Origin of the sequence: Chryseobacterium sp. FH1, assembly GCF_000735135.1 — a bacterium.
Lineage (GTDB): Bacteria > Bacteroidota > Bacteroidia > Flavobacteriales > Weeksellaceae > Epilithonimonas.
This window is the reverse complement of sequence record NZ_JPLZ01000008.1, coordinates 19,179-41,305: the sequence shown is the minus strand read 5'-3', so window position 1 is coordinate 41,305 and position 22,127 is coordinate 19,179. Positions and strand designations below refer to the sequence as shown.

The 22,127-nt window shown below is 37.0% G+C and carries 19 protein-coding genes; 13 read left to right on the top strand and 6 right to left on the bottom strand.

The genetic code is table 11. The annotated features are described in order from the left end of the window. Positions 1-69: 69 nt before the first annotated feature. Positions 70-1,203 carry a type IX secretion system outer membrane channel protein PorV gene (porV, locus tag IO90_RS17450; RefSeq protein WP_034970473.1) on the bottom strand — a complete coding sequence of 378 codons (1,134 nt, stop codon included), beginning with the start codon at positions 1,201-1,203 and terminating at the stop codon, positions 70-72. A 45-nt stretch (positions 1,204-1,248) separates the two neighbouring features. Further along, complete coding sequence (gene porU / locus IO90_RS17445; protein ID WP_034970469.1) at positions 1,249-5,220, bottom strand: type IX secretion system sortase PorU; 3,972 nt, start codon at positions 5,218-5,220, stop codon at positions 1,249-1,251. Between the two features lie 159 nt (positions 5,221-5,379). Between porU and gldJ the strand changes: the two genes are divergently transcribed. Together gldJ and IO90_RS17435 are read left to right on the top strand one after the other, a co-directional pair. Further along, the gene (gene gldJ, locus IO90_RS17440; RefSeq protein ID WP_034970466.1) at positions 5,380-6,987 is read left to right on the top strand and encodes a gliding motility lipoprotein GldJ; all 1,608 of its coding nucleotides are present in this window, start codon (positions 5,380-5,382) and stop codon (positions 6,985-6,987) included. Between the two features lie 89 nt (positions 6,988-7,076). Further along, positions 7,077-8,348, top strand: a complete 1,272-nt coding sequence (locus IO90_RS17435; protein ID WP_034970462.1) for a UDP-N-acetylmuramoyl-tripeptide--D-alanyl-D-alanine ligase — start codon at positions 7,077-7,079, stop codon at positions 8,346-8,348. 18 nt (positions 8,349-8,366) lie between these two features. Here IO90_RS17435 and IO90_RS17430 read toward each other — a convergent pair whose 3' ends face one another. Beyond that, on the bottom strand, positions 8,367-8,981 hold the full coding sequence (locus IO90_RS17430) for an NUDIX hydrolase (RefSeq protein WP_034970460.1): 615 nt from the start codon (positions 8,979-8,981) through the stop codon (positions 8,367-8,369). Positions 8,982-9,018: 37 nt separating this feature from the next. Here IO90_RS17430 and IO90_RS17425 point away from each other — a divergent pair, with 37 nt between their 5' ends. The 4 genes from IO90_RS17425 (at position 9,019) to IO90_RS17410 (ending at position 11,092) form a co-directional block, all read left to right on the top strand. Further along, the gene (locus IO90_RS17425) at positions 9,019-9,405 is read left to right on the top strand and encodes an SRPBCC domain-containing protein (protein ID WP_034970456.1); all 387 of its coding nucleotides are present in this window, start codon (positions 9,019-9,021) and stop codon (positions 9,403-9,405) included. 178 nt (positions 9,406-9,583) lie between these two features. Continuing rightward, a complete protein-coding gene (locus IO90_RS17420) occupies positions 9,584-9,859 on the top strand; it encodes a hypothetical protein (RefSeq protein ID WP_034970454.1) in 276 nt (91 codons plus the stop codon). Beyond that, positions 9,852-10,307, top strand: coding sequence for a hypothetical protein (locus IO90_RS17415; protein ID WP_034970450.1), 456 nt, complete (start codon positions 9,852-9,854; stop codon positions 10,305-10,307). The genes IO90_RS17420 and IO90_RS17415 overlap by 8 nt, the downstream gene beginning before the upstream one ends. 170 nt (positions 10,308-10,477) lie before the next feature. Next, positions 10,478-11,092 (top strand): hypothetical protein, encoded by a 615-nt coding sequence (locus tag IO90_RS17410; protein WP_131450913.1) that lies wholly within the window; start codon positions 10,478-10,480, stop codon positions 11,090-11,092. Between the two features lie 113 nt (positions 11,093-11,205). Here the strand turns inward: IO90_RS17410 and IO90_RS17405 are convergent, their stop codons facing one another. The 3 genes from IO90_RS17405 to IO90_RS17395 form a co-directional block, all read right to left on the bottom strand. Next, positions 11,206-12,264: an anhydro-N-acetylmuramic acid kinase gene (locus IO90_RS17405; protein WP_034970444.1), complete on the bottom strand. Its 1,059-nt coding sequence runs from the start codon at positions 12,262-12,264 to the stop codon at positions 11,206-11,208. Positions 12,265-12,324: 60 nt separating this feature from the next. Continuing rightward, positions 12,325-12,858 carry an LPS export ABC transporter periplasmic protein LptC gene (gene lptC / locus IO90_RS17400; RefSeq protein ID WP_051878922.1) on the bottom strand — a complete coding sequence of 178 codons (534 nt, stop codon included), beginning with the start codon at positions 12,856-12,858 and terminating at the stop codon, positions 12,325-12,327. 88 nt (positions 12,859-12,946) lie between these two features. Next, on the bottom strand, positions 12,947-14,224 hold the full coding sequence (locus tag IO90_RS17395) for a membrane protein (RefSeq protein ID WP_034970438.1): 1,278 nt from the start codon (positions 14,222-14,224) through the stop codon (positions 12,947-12,949). Positions 14,225-14,709: 485 nt separating this feature from the next. On the opposite strand from IO90_RS17395, the gene IO90_RS17390 reads away from it, so the two are divergent. From IO90_RS17390 to IO90_RS17360, 7 genes are all read left to right on the top strand, one after another. Beyond that, positions 14,710-15,816, top strand: a complete 1,107-nt coding sequence (locus tag IO90_RS17390; protein WP_034970435.1) for an ATP-binding protein — start codon at positions 14,710-14,712, stop codon at positions 15,814-15,816. A gap of 35 nt (positions 15,817-15,851) precedes the next feature. Next, positions 15,852-16,514, top strand: coding sequence for a hypothetical protein (locus tag IO90_RS17385; protein ID WP_034970433.1), 663 nt, complete (start codon positions 15,852-15,854; stop codon positions 16,512-16,514). Positions 16,515-16,601: 87 nt separating this feature from the next. Then, positions 16,602-17,093, top strand: coding sequence for a DUF1772 domain-containing protein (locus tag IO90_RS17380; protein WP_034970432.1), 492 nt, complete (start codon positions 16,602-16,604; stop codon positions 17,091-17,093). Positions 17,094-17,243: 150 nt separating this feature from the next. Further along, positions 17,244-17,876, top strand: coding sequence for a TetR/AcrR family transcriptional regulator (locus tag IO90_RS17375; protein ID WP_034970430.1), 633 nt, complete (start codon positions 17,244-17,246; stop codon positions 17,874-17,876). A gap of 25 nt (positions 17,877-17,901) precedes the next feature. Then, the gene (locus IO90_RS17370; RefSeq protein ID WP_034970427.1) at positions 17,902-19,212 is read left to right on the top strand and encodes a TolC family protein; all 1,311 of its coding nucleotides are present in this window, start codon (positions 17,902-17,904) and stop codon (positions 19,210-19,212) included. Between the two features lie 71 nt (positions 19,213-19,283). Further along, positions 19,284-20,399 (top strand): HlyD family secretion protein, encoded by a 1,116-nt coding sequence (locus IO90_RS17365; RefSeq protein ID WP_034970423.1) that lies wholly within the window; start codon positions 19,284-19,286, stop codon positions 20,397-20,399. Between the two features lie 79 nt (positions 20,400-20,478). Beyond that, the gene (locus IO90_RS17360; RefSeq protein WP_034970420.1) at positions 20,479-22,059 is read left to right on the top strand and encodes a DHA2 family efflux MFS transporter permease subunit; all 1,581 of its coding nucleotides are present in this window, start codon (positions 20,479-20,481) and stop codon (positions 22,057-22,059) included. Positions 22,060-22,127: the final 68 nt, after the last annotated feature.

Below are 22,127 nucleotides of genomic sequence, written 5' to 3'. Positions count from 1 at the left end.
TTTAAATTCAATCAAAAAAAAATGCCAAAGCGAAATGCTCTGGCAAAATTTATTTAAAGAGATTATGGATTAATAATCTTGTGCGTTGTAAGTCTCGCTACCGATGTTCCAAGTCAAACCAAATCTAAGCGTGTTGTCCAACGCTGTGTTGATTTTTGAAGTGTTGATCAGGTAAGAAAGATCCAATCCGAAAGATGCATATTTGAAACCAACACCCACAGTGGCATATTGTCTTGCTCCTTGTTCTGGCGCTTCTGCAAAATATCCAGCTCTCAAAGCAAAAGTCTCATCGTAAGAATACTCTGCTGCACCACTGAACATAATGCTTTTCTTGTTGTTGAAAGATTTTCCGATTCCGGCAATTGGACCTACGTTTGGAACTTCACCAGTTACTTCGTCTGGACCAGGAACCAATATTTTCGAAGCTTCACCACTTAAGCTGAAACGGTTCATATCATCGATCAGCAAATCATATCCAAGACCTAATCTTGCCATTGTAGGAAGGTAAGATCTGGATTCCTCGTCACCTGTGTAATCTAACTTTGGACCCAAATTCTGAATGGCCCAACCTCCTTTTACACGACCTTCGTAGCCACTGATGCTCTCATGTTTTGGAGACATATAGTAACCTGAAACATCTACTGCAAAAGTGTTGGCAGGTTTGAAACTGCTGTCTGAGTTGAAACTTCCGAAATCTGAACGGATAAATTTTCCAGTCACTGCCATAGAGTAGTTGTCTGTCAGCTTTAGACCATACGCCAAATCAATTGAGAATTCATTTGGTTTTACAGTACCGTTGTCACGGATGTTGTTACCAGCATCTAGCTCTGTCAAGTTCACTTCTCCCATATTGAAGTAGTACAAACTCGCACTCAAAGTAGAACGCTCCTCATCGCCTATGAAAGTGTAGAATGATCCGTAAAGTAAGAATACATCACTCGTCAACTTACTCATGTATGGTGTGTAACTTACGCCGACTCCAGATGAAGTCTTAGCAAACGGATATTTTGCCGCATTCCAGAATTGAGAAAATACATCTGTAGAGGTTACAACACCCTGGTCTCCCATACCACCTGCTCTTGCATCTGGAGAGATTCTTAGAAATGGCGCACCAGTAAGTACGGGCTGAACACCACTTTGAGAAAAAGCAAAGGCACTCACACCTAATCCTAATCCAAGAAATAATCTTTTTGTTAAATTCATTTTTGTTCTTTTAAGGTAAAATTTACCGATATATTGATGTTTTTATTATTTTAATAATACCATTTTTTCAACAGCTGTAGCGCTTCCGGAACATTTCTCCTGATTTTGGCTGCGTGCAAATATCTTAAAAATATAAGTACCTTTTGCAACAGTGTCACCAAAATCATCTTTTCCGTCCCATTCTATGGCTTGTCTTGGTGTTCTAAAGCCTTGTAGGAAAGGTTCTGCTGATACGCTTGTCGTCAATGTTCTCACTATTTTTCCAGTGATGGTGTAGATTTGAACATTCACATCCAAGGCATCATCACAATTGTGCTCAAACTGAACGTAAGTCTTGTTGGTAAAAGGATTTGGCCAGTTCAGCAGTCTGTTGACTGTCAGTTTTTTCTCGGATTCGTCTTTTACTACAAAGTTTAACGTAGAGCTGGTAGAATTATTGTTGATGTCCCAAACTTTAAAAACCAATTGATGCTCACCTGGTGAAAGACTTCGGAGAGGGAAAGTCACAGATCCTTTTTGGTAATCCTGCAAATCGCTTGTACAACCATTGCCGTCTCCAGAAGAATAATAATCATTGATTGCTGTGGTATTGATCACATCGCCGTCCAAAACAAAGGTGATGTCGTGTCCAATGCCGGCACCTGTGGAGTTGATTCCCATATTATCTCTTACGCAGGCTAATAATACTGGATTTTGATCTGTGATGCCACCGTTTGCGAAGTTGGTGTTGTTCATATAGAGATTTACAGCTGGTGGTTCAGAATCGTTGATTCCGTCTGGGTTGATATCACCAACAGATTGCACTTGGTTTGTGAAAACGTCGTATGCATCTGGATTTGGACTTGTTCTGCTGAAGTTATCAGCGTAAGCAAGGATTCTTCCGTTTCCAACTTCATAATTGATGTCTTTAGGAACGTAAAACTCAACGGTGTAATTTCCATTAATAACAGTTCCAGAAGCTTTTACAATGGCACTTGGTTCTTCGTCAAAAGTCAATTTATTATTTAGTGCAGGATGATTGTCATTATTTAAAGTTGTCTTTTTAATTTTCTTGTCAAAAATATTAATAACCACGCGTCCATTAAAAGTGTTGTCTAAAGTTCCATCTGCTTTATTTACATGACCTTTAATTTTTACAAAATCCAAAGCTCTGATTTTTCCAGGAACTGGCGTTTCTACTTCATCTATTTTCAGTAATCGTTTTGGTCTGCTAAGCTTCATTGCGGGATCTCCTAGGAAGTTAACTCGCAAAGGCTGTGAAGATTGTCCATATCCGATTGTAGGATAATAGTAATATTGTTTCCTTGCAAGAAGATGGGCATCTCCCAATGATATAAATTCATCACCATAAAGTTTGAAGATATGGTCTGTTAAAAGAGTCGTGAATTTTCTACCGTAATCTACTGATATTTTGCGACTTGAAGTAATCATGGTCGCAGCTCCTCCTGTAGGATGTTTTATCACTTGTTCCCCGACAGAAAATGTGGATGGCTCGTCCCATAGTGTAAACTCACAAGTAATGGTGGAAACAACAGGAAATCTGCTATATACAGAAGTGAAATTATTAAAACCTTGAACTTCAGTAGACGTTAAAACTCTTTCTTGAGCCCAACCATTGATACCTCCATGTCCAAAATAGAATAGGTACAAGCTGTTTCCTACATCATTTGTAATCGCTTGGTTGATCTGAGGGAATCTCTGCCCACCTGCACTTGTAACTGCTGGGAATGCGTCTAAATATAATTTTCTAATGTTATATTCTGGTTTGTCTGTATTTGTTTCAAAATTACTCTTAATGGCGTAATCTACAAGGAAATGGAAAGGGCCAGGTATGTCTGTGCCATCAGCTCTTTTCGGTCCGCTTCCTTCAAAATCATCATCTGCTACAAAATTCAGTTTCATTCTCCATTCTCCGAAAGGCGAAGATTGTCCTGGGAGAGCATTGTAGTAAGACAATGTTTTGTCTATCATTGTTTTAGCTTCCTGTATGTTTGCGGCTGGCAATCTTCCAATCGGAAGATCAGGAAGTATTTGATACAAGAACTTTTCTGATTGAGGCTTAGTCATTACAAAGTAATCATCAGTCACATATGAGTTCTCCAAGTCTGCACTAGCCGCACTTTGGTAACTAGGAATGATATCTGAATTGTTCGGTATTCTGTTTTTGAAGTCATAAGAGGTATCTCCCAACAACAATACATATTTTAAGGAACCAGCTGGTGTGTTCAATTTGGTTACGAAATCTCTTATCGCTGTAATATCTTTACTTCCACTGCTGAACTCGTTATAGATCTTGTTCACATCTACAACCTGTACATTATAGCCATTTTTAGATTGATGATAGCTTGCTAGTCTTTGTGCCTGACTGATAAACGAGGGTTGTGTAATAATTAGGTAATCAACACTTCTAAGTGCAGAAAGGTCTTGATTGTCGATTTTGCCTACGAAAAGGGGAGAAAAACCAGAGTCATTTCTGAAAGCTGTAAACTCATTATTGAAAAATCCACTATCGGCCAAATATCCAAAATTGAAAACTGAGTTTTGGCTATTTTTATTTGTCATCCTTTTCGGCGTAGTCACATCAGAGACATCCCAAACTTGATCAATACCAGTGGCGTTGGCAATAGAAAAACCGTACAAGTCATTGCTTCCTTCTACTATCTCAAAGTCACGGAAGTTCATCTGCGTATTGTTGAAACTCAAATCTTCTTTGTATTGCGCTTCGGCATAATCAAAGTAAAAAGTCGCATTAGGATTAGCACTGATGGTGCTTATGTAGTTGAATTTTAAAGTATTGCTGGTTTGGTTGAATAATGTTCCTTGATGGGTCAATCGAACGTAACCTTCCGAATTAGAGGCTAAAGTTGATTCGTTTCTAGAGCCATTGACGTCCATTGTCACTTTTGCGGATTGTGCATCGTGTGCAATGACCCGCGTTCTGAATTTTACAGCGTCATCTGCTCGCATTGGGCTTCTTGTTGTGAAGGTGATTTCTCTTGTGCCAGAAATAACATCTCCAGTCCAGATTCTTCCCAGTTTTTCTAGGTTAAATTTTTCTTCATTTATAACTTGATAATCATCGTATCGGTTGATCAAAGCCGATGGTAAATTCCGGTCCACGGTTTGAACTCTTTTTCCCGGTCCAATATCAAAGTTGATAAAGTAAAATGAAAAATCCTCATAAAGGTTGACCACATTGTTCATAGCATCATCATTATCCCTGTTGTCGGTTCTTTTATGACCATTTCCGTTTCCAAGATCATAAAGATTGTAGCCATTGGGACCTTGTGCGTAAAAAAGTGCATAATCATTATCGTTCCAAACCCCGTCTTCCTCACCTATCACTTGGATTGCGTCTTCCTGTAAAGCATCATATCGGCCATCCTGGTTGTGCTCTGGCAACATCAATCCGCCGTTACCATAAATTCTGAAATTTTTTGGGTTGATATTGGCTACGTTGATACCATTTTGTTGCAAAAATTGTTTAGTAATTTTGAAGATACCAGATTTGTCTACTTTTATCTTGTAGAATGTGCCAGATTTTAATGGGTTTTCAGAGCTACCATATTTATTAGAACCTTTAAATTGAGTAGAACTTTTTTCACTGGTTTGATTAATGTTAAATGAAACTAATTTATAGATTTTATTGTTCTCCACTTTTAAAGTTTCGACAGTGATGTTGGCACTTTCTGCTTTTTCAGCTTCATTAAAGAAATAATAAACACTGGTTTGCGGTTTGCTGGGAAGGGAATTGATTTTCAGATCTTGAATGTCTTTCGCAGGAAGAGTTTCCCAAACAAATTGATCTAAGGTAATCTGATTATTGGTCTTGATATTCAGGCTGGCCAAGATTGTATTGCCTTCTACTTGATAATTGTGATTGGTGAAAAAAGGATAGGTCACTTTTTGAGTTCCATAGTCCATTTCCTTATAACCATCCCAGGCAAGATTGATCTTTTGAGAATAGCCAAATACAGAGAAAACGCAAAGAGCGAAAATATAAAATTTAAATTTCATCAAGGGAATTTTAATTGAGAATACAAAATAAACGATTTTTTTAAAAAAATGGTATATAATAAAATTAAATTAATTGCGTTTTATCAAAAAAAGACAAACATTATTTGATTAATTAAAGAATTTACTTTTTCTTTGTACTTTGAAATTTCTATATAAATTATGAAAAAAATCAGGCTGTTTTCGATAATTACTTTAGGTGCAACAATGCTACTTGTAAGTTGTGGTGGTGGAGGAAACTCGAAGAAAGGTGGCGGAACTAAAGGTTTTGTGAGCAAGACTGGCTGGAAACCCAACGAGAAAGACGGGTGGTTCTTTTCCGGAAAGCAACAAAAACAAAAAGGATGGCCAGGAATGGTGTATGTAGAAGGCGGAACTTTTACCATGGGATTGGTAGAGGACAACGTGATGCATGACTGGAACAACACACCTAGAAGAATGCAGGTAAGCTCATTCTTTATTGGTGACACAGAGATTACCAACTCAGAATATAGAGAATATACCACTTGGCTTAAGTTTGTTTTCCCTTCTTCGGATCCAGGTTTCAAACATATCTATACAGGTGCTTTACCAGATACTTTGGTTTGGAACAACAAGCTTTCTCGTAATGATTACGCGGAAACTTACTTCAGATCTCCAGAGTACGATTACTATCCAGTAGTAGGTGTATCTTGGTTGCAGGCAACAAAATATTGTGACTGGTTGACAGAGAGAGCAAACGAAAGAGCGCTTATGAAACAAGGTGTAATTTCTAAAGATATCTATTCTGCTGACAAGGGTGCTACCGCTGGATCTACTTTCAATATGGACAAGTTCAAATCCAGTGATGCAGAACTTGATGCTTATGTTGATAAGGAAAAACTTCAGAAAAGAAGTGGAATCAAGACTGCTAATGAGAAAATCGCAGCGGCTAATAGAAATGCTACTTCTGGAATCGTAGAAAAATTCAGACTTCCGACAGAGGTTGAATGGGAATTTGCAGCGCTAGGTCTTCAAAAAGAACGTGATTACAACAACTATCTAGGCAAAAGTACCCAATTGAACAAAATAAAAGGTACCAAAGGAAGAAATAGAGGCATGTATCTTGAGAACTTCAAGATGGGAAGAGGAGACTACTCCGGTGTTGCTGGTTGGAAAAATGATGGTTCACCTACAACAGCTGACGTTAAACAGTATCCTTCCAACGATCTAGGAATCTACGGAATGTATGGTAACGTTGCAGAATGGGTAGCAGATATCTACAGACCGATGATTGATGAGGAATTCAGTGATTTCAACTATTTTAGAGGTAACGTCGTAACGCAATCTGTTAGGAATTCAGATGGAACTTACAAAAAAATTGATAATGAAAGTATCAAATATGATACACTAGCAGATGGTCGTTTGGTTTACAGAGGATTGCCTGGTGAATTTGAGAAAAAAGTAATTGAAGATAACAGAAACTACAGAGATGGTGATTATCAATCATCACTTGATGCAGGTGGAAACGCGCCTAGCGATAGTACAGAATTCAATATGTATAATTCTATCAAGCCAACTTTCGTTGTTAATAAAGATGGAAACGTAGTTCTACAAAAAGACAAGAAAAAAGCAACTTCACAAATCAATGATTACAGTAGAGTTGTAAAAGGAGGCTCTTGGTTAGACTCAGCTTATTGGTTGGATCCGGGACAAAGAAGATTCAAAAACCAGACTAAAGGTTTTGGATGGATTGGTTTCCGCGTAGCGCAGGATGCTAAGAACAGCAAAACAGCTCGAACAAAAAGATAATTGATCCCAAGTACGGTAATTATATAAAACAGCAGAATTTTCTGCTGTTTTTTTTGTTTAAAATCAACCCATTTGATTATTTTTGAATTATGAATATCAGCGAATTTTATGCAATCTATCTCAAAAGCAAAAACGTTGTGATAGATAGTCGAAAAATAGAAGAAGGAAGTATTTTCTTTGCTTTCTCAGGAGACAATTACAACGCCGCAGATAAGGCTAAAGAAGCCATCGAAAAAGGCGCTTTGGCAGTGATTGTGGAAGATGAGAATTATTCAAATCCTGAGAATCATATTTTCTATGTTCCTTCAACTTTGATATTCTTACAGCATTTATCAATAGTCCACCGAGATCAACTTGATATTCCAATCATCGGACTTACTGGGAGCAATGGGAAAACCACGACCAAGGAATTAATGAGTACCGTTTTATCCAGCAAGTTCAAGACACAATTCACTTTTGGGAATCTTAATAATCATATTGGTGTTCCACTCACTTTGCTTTCCATCAGAAAAGAGCACGAAATGGCTGTTATCGAAATGGGCGCCAATCATCAGAAGGAAATCGAAATGCTGTGTGAAATTGCAAAACCAAACATCGGTTACATTACCAATTTTGGAAAAGCACACCTCGAAGGTTTTGGCGGTTACGAAGGTGTAATTAAAGGAAAATCGGAGTTGTATGATTATTTGATTAATAACAATCAAATGATTTTGGTTAATGAAAATGACGCCATTCAGAAAGATAAAACTGATGATTATTCTTCAAAAATTACATTCGGAAACTCCAATTCTGATTATCAATTTGAACCAATCTTCAAGGATAATTTTGTTGGAATCAAATATAAAGAAACAGAAATGTTTTCCAATCTCACGGGCAAGTACAACTATGATAACATCTCTGCGGCAGTTGCTTTGGGATTGCATTTTAATTTAAAAATTGAGGATGTAAAAAACGCGATTGAAAATTATGTACCTTCCAATATGCGTTCACAGATTCAGATAAAAGGAGAGAAAACATTGGTTCTCGATACTTACAACGCCAATCCAAGCAGTATGTTGGTTTCTCTTGAGAATTTCAAAACCTTCGAAGGGAGCAAAACAATCATTATTGGTGATATGTTGGAATTAGGCGAGGAAAGTTTGCAGGAACATCAGACCATCATCGATTTTGCACAGTCTTGTAATTTTGACGAGATCATCACCGTCGGTCCGCATTTCAAATCGGTTTATCCATCGGTGAATGCGTTTCTAAATACGTCAGAATTGATTGAGAGATTGCAACTGATGCCAATCAAAGAAGATAATATTCTACTCAAAGCTTCCCGAGGAATTGCTTTGGAAAAGGTCATCGAGTTTCTATAAAAAACATAAAATCCTCAATTACGATTGAGGATTTTTACTTTTAAAATCATTAAGAATTAGCTTGATGTTTTGGAAGGTTGAAGACACTATATCGCTTTCTATTTCTTTTTCATTTTTCCATCCCACCTCAGTGATTCCTTCTTCTACTTGTGGTTTAGGTGTTCCTGTTCCGTTGTAAAACATCTCAAACCAATAAGTTGTTTTCAAAACTTTGTCACCATTTCTTTCCGTGTAGATATGATAAGTTGAGTTGATGAAATCTTTCAGTTCCAAATCGAAAATCCCACATTCTTCTTCCACTTCTCTCACTGCAGCCAGCTCTTTGGATTCGCCTTTTTCAATTTTTCCTTTTGGAAGATCCCATTTCCCCAAACGGTGAATGAACAAGATTTTGCTCTCAGGATTCAAAACAATACCACCAGCCGCCTCAATATTTCTGAAGAAACCTTTGAAATCCGCCCAAAGTTCGTCAATGTTATGATGATAAATATTCAAGCCTTGCGATGCCGTATTTGTAAGCAGATCTACTGCAAACTCAAAGCTATGCGTCCCATCGTAATTCAATGTTTTAGGGCTGTCTTGAGGCTCTTGGCTCAAAACTATTTTTTTTTCATTGATAAAAACTTTATACATTTGTAAGACTTTTGATATTAATACAAAAATATAAAAAATGAATTTAGAAGGACGAAAAATTATAGTAAATAAATCTTCATCAGAATTGGCAGGAATGCTGAAAAATCCCGAGGACTACAAGGATTTGATGCCAGAAGGACTGCAGAGTTTCGAAGCTAGAGAAGATGGTTTCAAATTCGGATTGAAAGGAATGCCAGAAATCGCCTTGAAGATCGATAACGTGTCTGATAAAGAAGTCGTTCTAAAATCTGCAAGCTCAAGTCTCGATTTTGCTTTGACTGGAAATATAAATCCTCTGAACGAAAATCAAACCGAAGTTCAATTGTTATTCGAAGGGAAATTTAATCCTTTTATCAAAATGATGGTGGAAAAACCACTTCAGAATTTTATCAATTCTTTGACAGATAAGATAGAGCAACTGTAGAGTTTGAATCAATAAAATTGAAGATTGCCCCTTTCATAGTTTTAAGCTATGAAAGGTTTTTTTTTGTTGGCAATTTTTTCTTAAGAAGTGAGTTTTTTAAAATCAGATTTAAAACTTTCGTATATTTGATAGTTGGCAGTAATGCTAAAACAGACAGCAACCGATAAACAACGAATAAATGAAAGCTCCACTTTTAGAAGAAAATAAATGTTCTATATTAATTGCTGAATATGCGACAGGACACGTTTCTAAAAAAGACTTGACATTATTCCATAAAGGTGATAATGAAGAAGAAGTTTATCAGTTTTTCGAAAATTTTGATAATGCAGAAAGTTTTATATTAAACTTCATAAAAAGTAAACCCCAGTTTGAGTGTTCAATCTATAATCATAATGGCGAGCATTTAAAAACATTCGACATCACAGGAGAAAGAAAATTTGCTAAAAATGATTAGGAATAATGCTGAGTTAGTAGACAAGTGGACTTTGCGTTTTGACGAGGTTTCAAATAATGTTTATACAGTTGAGCTTACAGACAAATTCGGAAGGAAATCAGGAACGACAGACCACGATTTATGCAGAGCTATTGAAACGTGCATATCGTATGCGTTTGATATAGAAAAACAACTTGGCAATCCTCTCAATAAATTCACATATGATACATTCAAGTATTTTCTTGCAGAACAAAAATTATTGGTAGATAACTATTCTGACAAAGATTTTGGTTCGTGGATTATTGAGAAAAACTTAAAGAGAATAATGTTAGATGGAAGAGATTTTTTGCTAACACTTCAAAGTCAATCTAAAACAAGCAGTTGGACAGACGACTTTACCATCGAACTTACTGAATTGACATTTACACAAATCAATGAACTAAAAGACAAGTTTAAAAATGACAACTAACGATTGGCAAAGCACTACAGCCAACAAGGGTTTGCCAAAATGGGGGCTGAAGAATAAAGGCTCAAGTTCAGTTTTTCAATTTATCTTTAGTGCAAAAAGGTTGGGCTGAAGTGCCCTGGTTTCCCCCACTTCGGCAAGCCCCGAAACGTTGTCTGCACTGCTTCCAAAAAATGCGTATCAATCTTAAACTACATACTTTAAATTTAGTAATTTTTCTATTATTACTAATTTCGTGCAATAAAAAATCAGAAAATCTAAATCATCAAAACCAGTCTAAAATTGAAAATGAAGTTTCAGAAAAAATAGTTTATGATTTTGTTAATGAAATCCTTTCGCAAAATGAAACTTCAGAATTTTGCAAAAATGTAATTGATAGAAAAACTTTTATTGCGATTAATGGAGATAGTATTTTTATTGAAAAATTTAAAAATGAATTCAATGAAAATGATTTGGAATTTATGCGAAACCAATACTTAAGTGCAAACAAATTTATTTGGAAGAATGAACTAAAAAATAGGCAAATTCTTAAATTGGACACAACAATAAATAATGATATATCCAGAGAACAGTTTTGGAGTAAAACTTTAGAAAAATATGGATGCATATGTTATGTTAATATGCCAATTTTCAACAAAGAAAAAAATATTGCAATTATCGAAATAGGATATAATTGTGGTTTTTTATGTGGAGCTGGAGCAACATATATTTACAAATTAAATGAAAATGAAAAATGGATTTTATTTAAAACCATTGATAATTTCGTAAGTTACAAGCACAGCAGATAACAAGATATTGCCAAAAGCGGGGCTGAAGTTCTTCGATTGAACGTTTGTTCAAGGTTCAACAGAAATATTTTCTATTGAGTCTTCAATTCTTTGACAGATAAGATCGAACAACTTTAATTGGCAATCAATCCGGACGAATGATCCGCCAAACTTCCGGTTGCTGAAGACAAAACATTGTTGAGATTTAATGATCTCAAGACGCCCATAAAAGCAAAAATCAAAGCTTCTTTATATTCAATGATTTCTCTTGCAGGAATTTGAATTTCGGTTTTGGTCTTTGCTTTTATTTTTTCGATGAGATAGCGGTTGTAAGTTCCTCCGCCGGTTATCAACACATTTTGGATGTCAAATTCTTCCAATATTTTCGCAATCTGAAACGCAGAATGTTCTGTGAAAGTCGTCAAAAGATCTTCCGATTTTTGATTTTTAATTAATGGTAAAACTTGCGCATTGATCCATTCGATTCCAAGAGATTTCGGTGCTTTTTCCTTATAGAAATCTAACTGATTCAGTTCATTCAAAAGTTCATAATCAATAATTCCTGACCTTGCCAAATTGCCATTCTCATCATATTTTTTTCCAAGCTTCAAAGCCAGATTATTCAGAATAATATTGACAGGACAAATGTCAAAAGCCATTCGTTTTCCGTCACGCTTCACAGAAATGTTGGAAAATCCGCCAAGATTCAAACACGCATCAAAGTCATCAAACAACAATTCATCGCCAACTGGAACCAATGGTGCGCCGTTTCCGCCAAGCAAAACGTCTTGAGTTCGGAAATCGTAAATTACGGTTTTATTGGTCTTGATTTTAATCGCTCGTCCATCTCCAATCTGCAATGTGAATTTCTTTTCTGGCTGATGAAAAACGGTGTGTCCGTGCGACGAAATTAAATCTAGATCGATGATATTATTTTTAATGATAAATTCCTGCACTTTCTCACCAAGATAAAATCCGTAATCGGAATTGAGTTGCAACAATCTTTCGCTGGAAAAGTAGATGGCGTTTTTCAGATCGTTTTCCCATTCAGAAGAGTAGGCGATAGTCTCACACTTCAAAATATCGAAACTCCAATTGGAATCGTTTTTTGTGAATTTAGAATAACAAATATCCAAACCATCCAGACTGGTTCCAGACATTAAACCGATGGCATGCAAACTTAGATTTTCCATTAGAATAAATTATCTTTTATTGATGGACAAAGCCAAAAGCAAGTCGCCAGAGGCCAATCGCTATTTGCTTGTCGTCGGCAAATTGGTAGAATTGAAACTTCCGGAATTGTTGAAGAAAGTGTATTCTGTAAAGTCATCTTTGGCCACCATTCCGTGCGCACCAACCAGAATATTTCCGTCTTTGTCCGAAACGAAAACGGTGTCTTTGGTGTACATCTTTCCGTTCCGCTTGTCCCAATTGATGGTTTCTGTCACAAAAGTTTGTCCTTCTGTGGTTATGATTTTTACTCTGCCTTTAGCAAAGTAAGAATCTCTTTTAACATTGTTTTTGGCATAGTTTGCCCAAACCTTGCCAGGAACTTTCGGATTTTTCTTGTCGAAGAATTCCAGATAGATTCCTTTTTTCGCTTCTACGTAAGGTGAATCTATTAACTCATAACTCTCCAGCAACGGCGCTTTGAATCGTACTTTCACCACTCCGGAATCGCGCTGGATGATATTCGCATTGTGGATAATTTGAGAAGCGAAGTTAGTTTTCTTATTATGATTGACCTTCGTAATATCTTCTTCACAAGACTGCATAAGAAAAAACATCAGCAACAAAAAGAATTGTTGTGATGTTTTTAATTTAAATATTTTGAAACAATAATCTGTCATTTGTTAGATTATCAATGTTCGGTCGTTAGTTGTAAAGTCTCTTGTTAAACCATTTGTCCGCGAAGTTGATTCCAATTCTTAGGTTGATGAAATTCTGGCGGATCAGGTTGTTGTCCAAAGTTCCTCTTTTACCAACCTCAATTCCAATGTCCATACTGTTCATACGGTTGATTTGGCTTTTTTGAAATGGTAGCGTTACGCCTGCAGTCAAAGCCATTCTGTTGATATTGGTTCCGTTGATTTGCAAGTTTCCTTTCTCATAGTACGCACCATATCTGTAGATAACTCTTGAGAAATAAGAACGGAAATCATTGAAATTTGGCAACCACCAACCTCCGACAGAGTATTTGTAAGAATCCTGATAAGCCAAAGTACTTCCAAGATAATTGAAGTTTTCTCCTTTTTTGTAATCCACCTGAGTTCCAAAGAACCATTTTGTGTCTTTTCCGTAACCAAGTCCCAAAGAAGCTTCTTGTGGAAGGAATTTTTTATCAATCGTGGTCTGCTGATCTATAATGTTTTCATAGTATTTTTCTTCACCCACCAACTTGTAGTAAGTACTGTTTGTGTAAATACTTCTCATATTGCCACTATTTCCAATTGTATATGTAGCACCAACAGTCAATTTATGATCGTTTGCCATTTTTTTCTGATAAGTGGTTCCCAAGGTAAAGTTGAAAGCCTTCACTCGATAACTTGTAGAATATCCACTTATAAGTTCTGCCGCGGGGATAAAGGTAACCTCCTCGATATCAGTTAATTTTCCGAAGTAAAAATTAGATCTCAAACCTAAGGCGAATGCAGGCGTGATTTGGTAAGACAAAGCTGCTTGAACTGTATTTACAGAACCTTCGCCACGAAAATTACGCACTTCTACATTCTCGTCGTTTAATTGACTAACACTTCCAATGTTGTAACTTTTAGCACTATACGGCTGGAATCCCATCCCGAATTTTACTGTTTTGGATATAGGAAAAGCAATGCTGATGTTGGAAACATAAGTCGAATGCTTTGTACTGTTGATATTATTAAAGTCAGACTTATAATAATTATTCTCATTCGTGCCCTCTACCTTTATCGTTGTGAGTTCAAGATTGGTATTAGCTGCTGGGTTCCGGAAATTAAAGCTGTTGTTGAAGTCCCAAATATACGCCGTAGAGATTCCTCCCATTGCGTTGGTCTCTACTGTATTATCATATTTCACATCCCCAATTCCATAAACACCGTACGGTGAGTTTCCAATACTTTGTGCATTAAGGAAATATCCTGCAACCAATGATGATAAAACAAAAATTCTTTTCATATTTAGATATTGCTTGTTTTTTTAAAGGTCATTTGTATTTGCTCAACATCTATCATTGTTTATATGACTTGACTTTTTCTGCGTTTTTCCTTTAAAATTTCAATCCGCAAATATCTTAATTAATAATGAATTGCAAAAATATATTTCGGTTAAAGTTTGTTAAGGAGCGGTAAGTCAGAGCTTGGAAGACTATAGAGAGATATTAGCCTCTTTAAACTTATTAATTTGGGCAACTTTTCCACGTTCTATTCCTGCTTTGTCGCTCTGACTCAAATTTGTAAAATTTCCAAATCTGCCAGGTGATGATTTTAATAAAACTAAAAATTAATTTTTTAAACCCATCCAAAAACATCCATCATCAGACTTTCTGCTTCCAGCTTTTTTCTATCTTTGTCACTATGAAATCGCTATTTGCAAATTCATTAAACAGAAATAATTTTGATGAAGTTATTGCATCTGGCCTTAAAAAAAATAGATAACTAAAGATGAAGTGGGAACAGATTATCGGCCAGTCGGCGCTCAAAAATGTACTGCAGGAAAGCATCAATGATTCCAGAGTTGGGCACGCTCAACTTTTCTTAGGAGAAGAAGGTTACGGCGTTCTACCGATGGCTTTGGCGATGGCTCAGGCAATTTTTGAAAAAGAAAATCCCGCATCTGCCCATAAAATCGAGAATCTGAATCATCTGGATCTGCATTTCAGTTTTCCGGTTTTTACCGAGAAAAATATTTCACTCAGCAAACGATATTTCGACCAGTGGAGAGAAATGATCTTGGAAAATCCTTATTCATCGTTTGATGACTGGACGAGTTTTTTAGAATCTGAGAACAAACAGTTTTTCATCTCCGCAGACGAGGCCGAAGATATTGCGCAACGCTTTCTCTTGAAAAGTTTTGAAGGCGGAAGCAAAATCCTCATCGTTTGGCGAGCGGACAAAATGAATGATTCTGCGGCCAACAAAATCCTGAAGTTTCTGGAAGAACCGCCAAAAAACACCTACATCATTCTTTGTGCGCCAAGTGCAAATGATATTTTGCCAACCATTTTGTCGAGATGTCAAATCGTGAATGTCCCACGAATCAGTACCGAAGATATTCTACAAAGTCTTTCAAACAAAGAAACGGCAAAAGAAATTGCCTATCAATCCCAAGGTGATTGGAATCTTGCCAAGTTTTTGTCTGACAACAATGTTGGAACCTCAGAATTCGAAACTTTGTTTATACAATGGGTACGTAATGCATTTCAGGCGAAAAAGAAACCGGAAGTTTTGCGGGAAATCGTAAAATGGGCGCGACAGATCTCAGAATGGAACCGAGAAAAACAAATGAAATTCTTGAATTATTGTATAGAGATCTTCCGTTTGGCAATGCTTCAGAATTATGGCAATGACGATCTGGTCTACAAAAAACTTTCTGAAGGCAATTTCAACTGGTCAGCATTTTCGAAGTTTATCCACGGAGCGAACATTGTTTCTATAGTCGAAGAAATCACAGATGCTTCTTATCACATTTCCCGAAATGCCAATTCCAAAATCGTTTTGACCGATATGGGAATCAAATTGACGCGATATATTCACAAAGCTTCGAGTTAATCGAAATTTTAAAATCAATATTATTTTAAAATAAAATGAAAATAATACTATTTCTATTCGCAATTCTTTCTTTAATAAATTCTTGCGATGGCCAGGAAAAAAAGGAAATCAAAACTGAAACGCATTCTACAAAACGGGAGACGGTACAAATAGATAAGATTGGGTTGAATAGAAGTATTGATGATATCTTGAACGACTCAAATCTTACCAAGGATGACAATCATAATACGATGTACAATCTGAATTTGGACTACGAAGAATTTTCATTTTCACCTGCTAATGACTTTAAATTCAATAATCTGAATATCGGAAAGATCAATACTTTGATTATCTATTATTTGAAGAATAACAATTCTGCATTTGTCTACGAATTGGAATTGGAGAATAATGAAAAATGTGAATCATTGGTAAGCGAATTCAATAAAAGTTTCGGAAAAACTACTTTTTATAAAAAGCTTGAAAACACAAAAGAGCATCCAATATTTTTAGATGAAAATGGAGAGCAAGAAACGAGACACATCACAGAAGAGGCTTTAGAATGGAACGATGATAAGCATAACCTGACTTATTATGTGATTTATAGAAAAAACCTAAGTTCCAAAGAAAATAAACTCACAGCAATTGCTATTAGCAATAATAGTAAAAAACATGCTGAATGGATGAATTTTAGAAGTCTGGATATGCTTTTCTCAAAGTAAGTGTATTCTCAACTGAATTATAATTATCTGTTTTGTAGCTTGTTATGAATTTTATTGCTAAATTTATTTCATATAAAAAACAAGACTATGAAAAAAGTAATTCCATTCACTTCTGTTGCATTCGCATGCGGTATTTTGTTCGCGAATGTTTTCAATTCTATGGTGATTTCTGATGCCGCGAAAAGTGATATTCCAAATTCCATCGTAGCTGCAAGAGAATATTTCAAGACGGTGAATCCTGGAGATTTTTTCAAGATATTTTCACCTGCTACTCAGTTTCTTACACTGTTGTCACTTATTTTATTTTGGAAAACTGCAAATTCAGTCAGAGTTTTTCTTGGAATTGCTTTGCTGTGTTATATTTCGGGAGATATTTTTGCCTTCACATATTTCCATCCTCGGAATGATTTGATGTACCTCTCAGAACCGATACTGGATAAAGAAACGCTAATAAAGATTGCTTCTGAATGGAGTAGTATGAATTGGGTTCGGTCTTTCATACTTTTCGTTGGCGTCGTCTTCTCATTTTTGTCGATAGATAAAATTTATGCCTTGAAACGCAATTCTGATTTTAAATAATTAATTCAAAGAAAGTCCTTTATTTATAATAAAATTCTCACATCCAATTCTCATTTCTAATCTCTCTTTTTGTTAATATAAAATTAATCAAACAAATGTTTGATTGAATCCTTATTTTGATTTAACTTTGCATCGTCAAAATTTAGAAAAATGCAAACAAAGGAGGAAAATATTATGATGGTCGCAGAAAAACTATTTGCTGCCAATGGTTATAATGGAACTTCTGTACGAGATATTGCCTCGAAAGCGAAAGTGAACGTCTCGATGATCTCCTATTATTTCGGATCCAAAGAAAATCTGATGGAAGAACTTTTCCGATGGAGAATGGAAGAGGGACTCAACTTCGCCAAACATATCGTGGAAAATAACGACCTGAATGAAATCGAAAAGTTGGACGCTTTTGTAGATAATTTTGTCAACCGTGTTCAGAAATTTAAAGATTTCTATTTGTTGATTCATACACAGCAGGTCATTAGTCAAAACAAAAATATTCAGACTTTTCTTAAGGATTCGAAAATCAATTATATAGAGATCAACCAAAGAATTGTAGAAATTGGTTTGGAAAAAGGGATTTTCACCAAAAGACCTTCTTATCACCTTTTGCAATGCACCATTTCCGGAACCATCTTCAACGCGATGCACGGCATCAAAATGTACAAGGAATATCTTAAAAAGAATGATCCTGACTTTGATGAGAAACAAAACGAGAATCAGTATTTCCAGGAAGTTGCCAATCACGTGAAAACCATTATGAGAGCTTTGGTTGGCTATCAAGAACAATAATTTATACTCAATTACAATTAAAATAATGCGAACATTGAATAAGTTTTTAACAGCTATTATTCTTGTTGGAACTTTTGGTGTCTTTTCCGCGCAGGAAAAACGAACCATCAGTCTGCAAGAAGCGGTTAAATTAGGAATCGAAAACAGCAAGTATCTTAAAATAGATCAAGCTCAAATCGAGGAATCTACTGCCAATCTTTTGGCGGCGAAGAACAAGCAACTGCCGGAGCTGACGGTTTCTGGAAGTTACTTGTACTTGCCACTGAAACCAAATGTTGATCTGAAAATCCCAGGAATGGCCGGTGGCGGACCAAAAGTGAGCAATGTCCTTTACGGATCTGCAAATCTTTCTGTGCCGATCTATGCGGGCGGGCGAATCAAATACGGAATCAAATCCGCTGAGTATCTCGTAGAAGCTTCCAAACTGAATGCTGAAAACGACAAAAATGCCATTGCCTACAACATTTCCCAAGCTTACAACAATTTGTTCAAAGCGAATGAAGTGGTGAAACTGCTCAAAGAAAATTTGATATCGTCTCAAAAAAGAGATGAGTCGTTCATCAAACTAGAGAATAATGGCGTGATTGCCAGAAACGATCGGTTAAAGGCGCAACTTCAAACTTCGAATATCGAGTTGCAATTGATGGAGGCTGAGAACAATTACAGCATTGCCAACATCAACATGGATTTGCTGTTAGGACTTCCTGACAACACGGAAATAGAGGTTGATTCTAATTATATCGGAGAAGACGATCTTGGAAAACCGGATGATTATTATTTGAATTTGGCGAGAGAAAATCGAAATGACATCAAAGCTTTAGATTATCAAAGAAAAGCGGCGGCCCTTGGAAGCAAATCTGCAAAAGCAGAACATCTCCCTTCATTGGCTTTCACTGGTGGTTATGTTGCCGCAGACATTCCAAAACTTTTGACCATCACCAATGCTGTGAATGTCGGCGTTGGAATTCAATACAACCTTTCGAATATTTGGAAGAAAAACTCAAGCTACGTTCAGTCAAAAGCCAAAGAACAGGAATTGGCGGCGAATAATGATTTGCTTAATGACAACGTGACCTTGGAAGTGAGACGCGATTATCAAAATGATCTTTATGCCCACAAAAAAATCGATGTTTACCAAAGAGCTTTGGAACAAGCGGAAGAAAATTACCGAATTACATTAAACAAATACAATGCGGGTCTGGAAACAATCACCAATCTTCTGGATGCAGACACGGCTAAAATCACAGCAAACGTCAATGTCATCACTTCAAAAGCAGATGCGGCCTTGGCTCACAAGAAATTATTGCAAACAACAGGAACAATCAATAATAATTGATAATCTATAAATGATAATTGGTTCAAAATAGACTTTAAATAAACTTAGAACATAAAACTTTAAACAAAATAATGGCACAAGACAATATAAAATTCGAGCAGGGAGAAGTTCCTGTGAAAAAGAAAAAAAGTCCCGTTTTCTACATCGTTTTGACAGTTGCAGTTTTGGCGGCGGCTTTCTTCGGATTTAGACAATACCAATACGGACAGGCTCATGAGGAGACCGATGATGCACAAATCGCCGCAGACGTAAGTCCCGTGATTTCCAAAATTTCCGGCTACATCTCAGAAGTGAAAGTGAAAGACAATCAATTCGTTAAGAAAGGCGATACATTGATTGTTCTTGATAATAGAGATCAGAAAATGGCAGTTTCTCAAGCAGAAGCCGCTTTGGGAACAGCTCAGAGCAACGTGACTTCAGCGCATGCAGGTTCTGAGGCGGCAGCTTCGGGAATCAATAATTCCAGAGCGGCAGTTCAAACGGCAAATGCACAAATCGAAGCAGCGAAAGTCAACGTTTGGAGAACCGAGCAAGATATGAAAAGATATTCTGAATTGGTGAAAGACCACAGCATCACGCAACAACAATTCGAACAGGCTTCTGCAGCGTACCAATCGGCTCAGAAACAATTGCAGGTTTTGGTAGATCAAAAAAATCAGGCGAATGTGCAAACTGGCGTTGTAACGTCTCAGTCCAACGCGACTTATCAAAACATCGGTGTTGCGAATTCGCAATTGAAACAAAGACAAGTGGACGTTGAAAATGCAAAACTGAATCTTTCTTACACTGTGATTACCGCAAAAGAAAACGGTTACGTTTCCAAGATTCCTGTTCAGCCAGGACAATTTGTTCAAGCTGGATCGCAATTGTTCAGCGTGGTTTTGAGCAATCAAAAATGGGTGGTGGCAAACTACAAAGAAACGCAGGTTGAAAAAATGGTGGAAGGACAAAAAGTGGAAATCGAGATCGATGCTTTCCCGGATCATAAATTTGAAGGGACAATCGCTTCCTTCTCTCCGGCAACAGGATCTACATTTTCTTTGTTGCCTCCAGACAACGCAAGTGGAAACTTCGTAAAAGTGGTTCAGAGATTACCTATTAAAATTACATTCAACAAAATCGACTCCGAGATTATGAAAAAACTTCGTGTCGGGATGAATGTGAAAACTGTGGTTTCATTAAAATAAAAATTAAGGAAGATGGAAGGCGCAAGCAAGAAGTTTCAAAACTTTCTTCCTCTGACTTCCATTTTCCAACCTAAAAATTATGCAAGACGATTCATTAGTAGAATATGGATTCCGCAGAACCATTATTACCATCACCGCCATTATGTGCGCGCTTCTCGAGATTGTAGATTCTACGATTGTGAATGTGGCACTGAACGAGATGAAAGGTAATCTGGGTGCAACTTTGTCCGAAGTTGGTTGGGTGATTACGGCGTACGCGATTGGAAACGTGATCATCGTTCCAATGACGAGCTGGCTTTCTCAGCAGTTCGGGCGGCGAAATTACTTTGCGGCTTCCATTATCATATTTACGGTTTTCTCTTTTCTCTGTGGTAATGCGGACAATATTTGGGAACTCGTGTTTTTCAGATTGATGCAGGGAATTGGTGGCGGTGCACTTTTGGTGACTTCGCAAACCATCATTACGGAATCTTATCCGATTGAGAAAAGAAGTATGGCTCAGGCGATCTATGGTTTGGGTGTGATTATCGGACCAACTTTGGGTCCGCCATTGGGAGGTTATATTGTTGATAATTACAGTTGGCCGTATATTTTTTACATCAATATTCCATTGGGAATTATTGCGGTATTATTGACTATTCAATTTGTTAGAAGTCCCAAATTTTCTGAGAAACGTTCAGCTTCGGATGTCGATTGGGCAGGAATTGCACTTTTGGCCGCTTTCGTAGGCTCATTGCAATACATTTTGGAAAGAGGCCACGAGGACGATTGGTTCGAAAGCAAAGCTATTTTGTTTTTGACCATTACGGCTGTTGTCGGATTTATCTTGTTCATTTGGCGAGAACTCACCTTCAAATATCCAATCGTAGAACTCCGCGTTTTGAAAAATGGAAATTTGAGAATCGGAACCATTATGTCCTTCGTTTTAGGATTTGGATTGTACGGTTCCACGTTCATTGTTCCACTTTACACGCAAAGTGTTTTGGGTTGGACTGCTTTGCAATCGGGTGCATTGATGATTCCAGCCGCTTTGACCACCGCTTTTATGATGCCGATCATCGGAAAATTATTGACAAAAGGAGTCAAACAGCAGATTTTGGTGTCGTTAGGATTGTTGATTTTCTTTATTTATAGTTTCTGGGGTTACAAGATTTTGACGCCAGACACCAGCAAAGACGCCTTCTTCTGGATGTTGATTGTCCGCGGAATGGGATTGGGATTGTTATTTATTCCAATTACTTCACTTTCACTCAGTACTTTGAAAGGTCCCGAAATCGGTCAAGGCGCCGCGTTTACAGGAATGATGCGTCAGTTGGGTGGCTCTTTCGGTATTGCTGGGATCACGACTTTCATTGCCAACCGAAGTGAACTTTACAGGAGCAATCTTGTCTCGCATTTGGATGTCAACGACTTTGATGTTCAGCAACGTGTGGCCGGTCTTAAAGCCAGTTTTATGGCAAAAGGATTATCGCCTGATGTAGCGTTGCAATCGGCTTACAAAGTGTTGGATTTCTCGGTTACGAAGCAAGCAACAGTGCTATCATATATGGATGTTTTCCTTTATTTGGGAATCGTGTTTTTGGTTTGTATTCCGTTTGTTCTGTTCGTGAGAGAGCGAAAAGGCAAAGGCGAGAAGATAGACCTTAGCGCCGTTCATTAATATTTATTTTTTTAGTTAATTGTGTAAAACTCAGGATTGGAAACGGTTCTGAGTTTTTTTGGCATCAA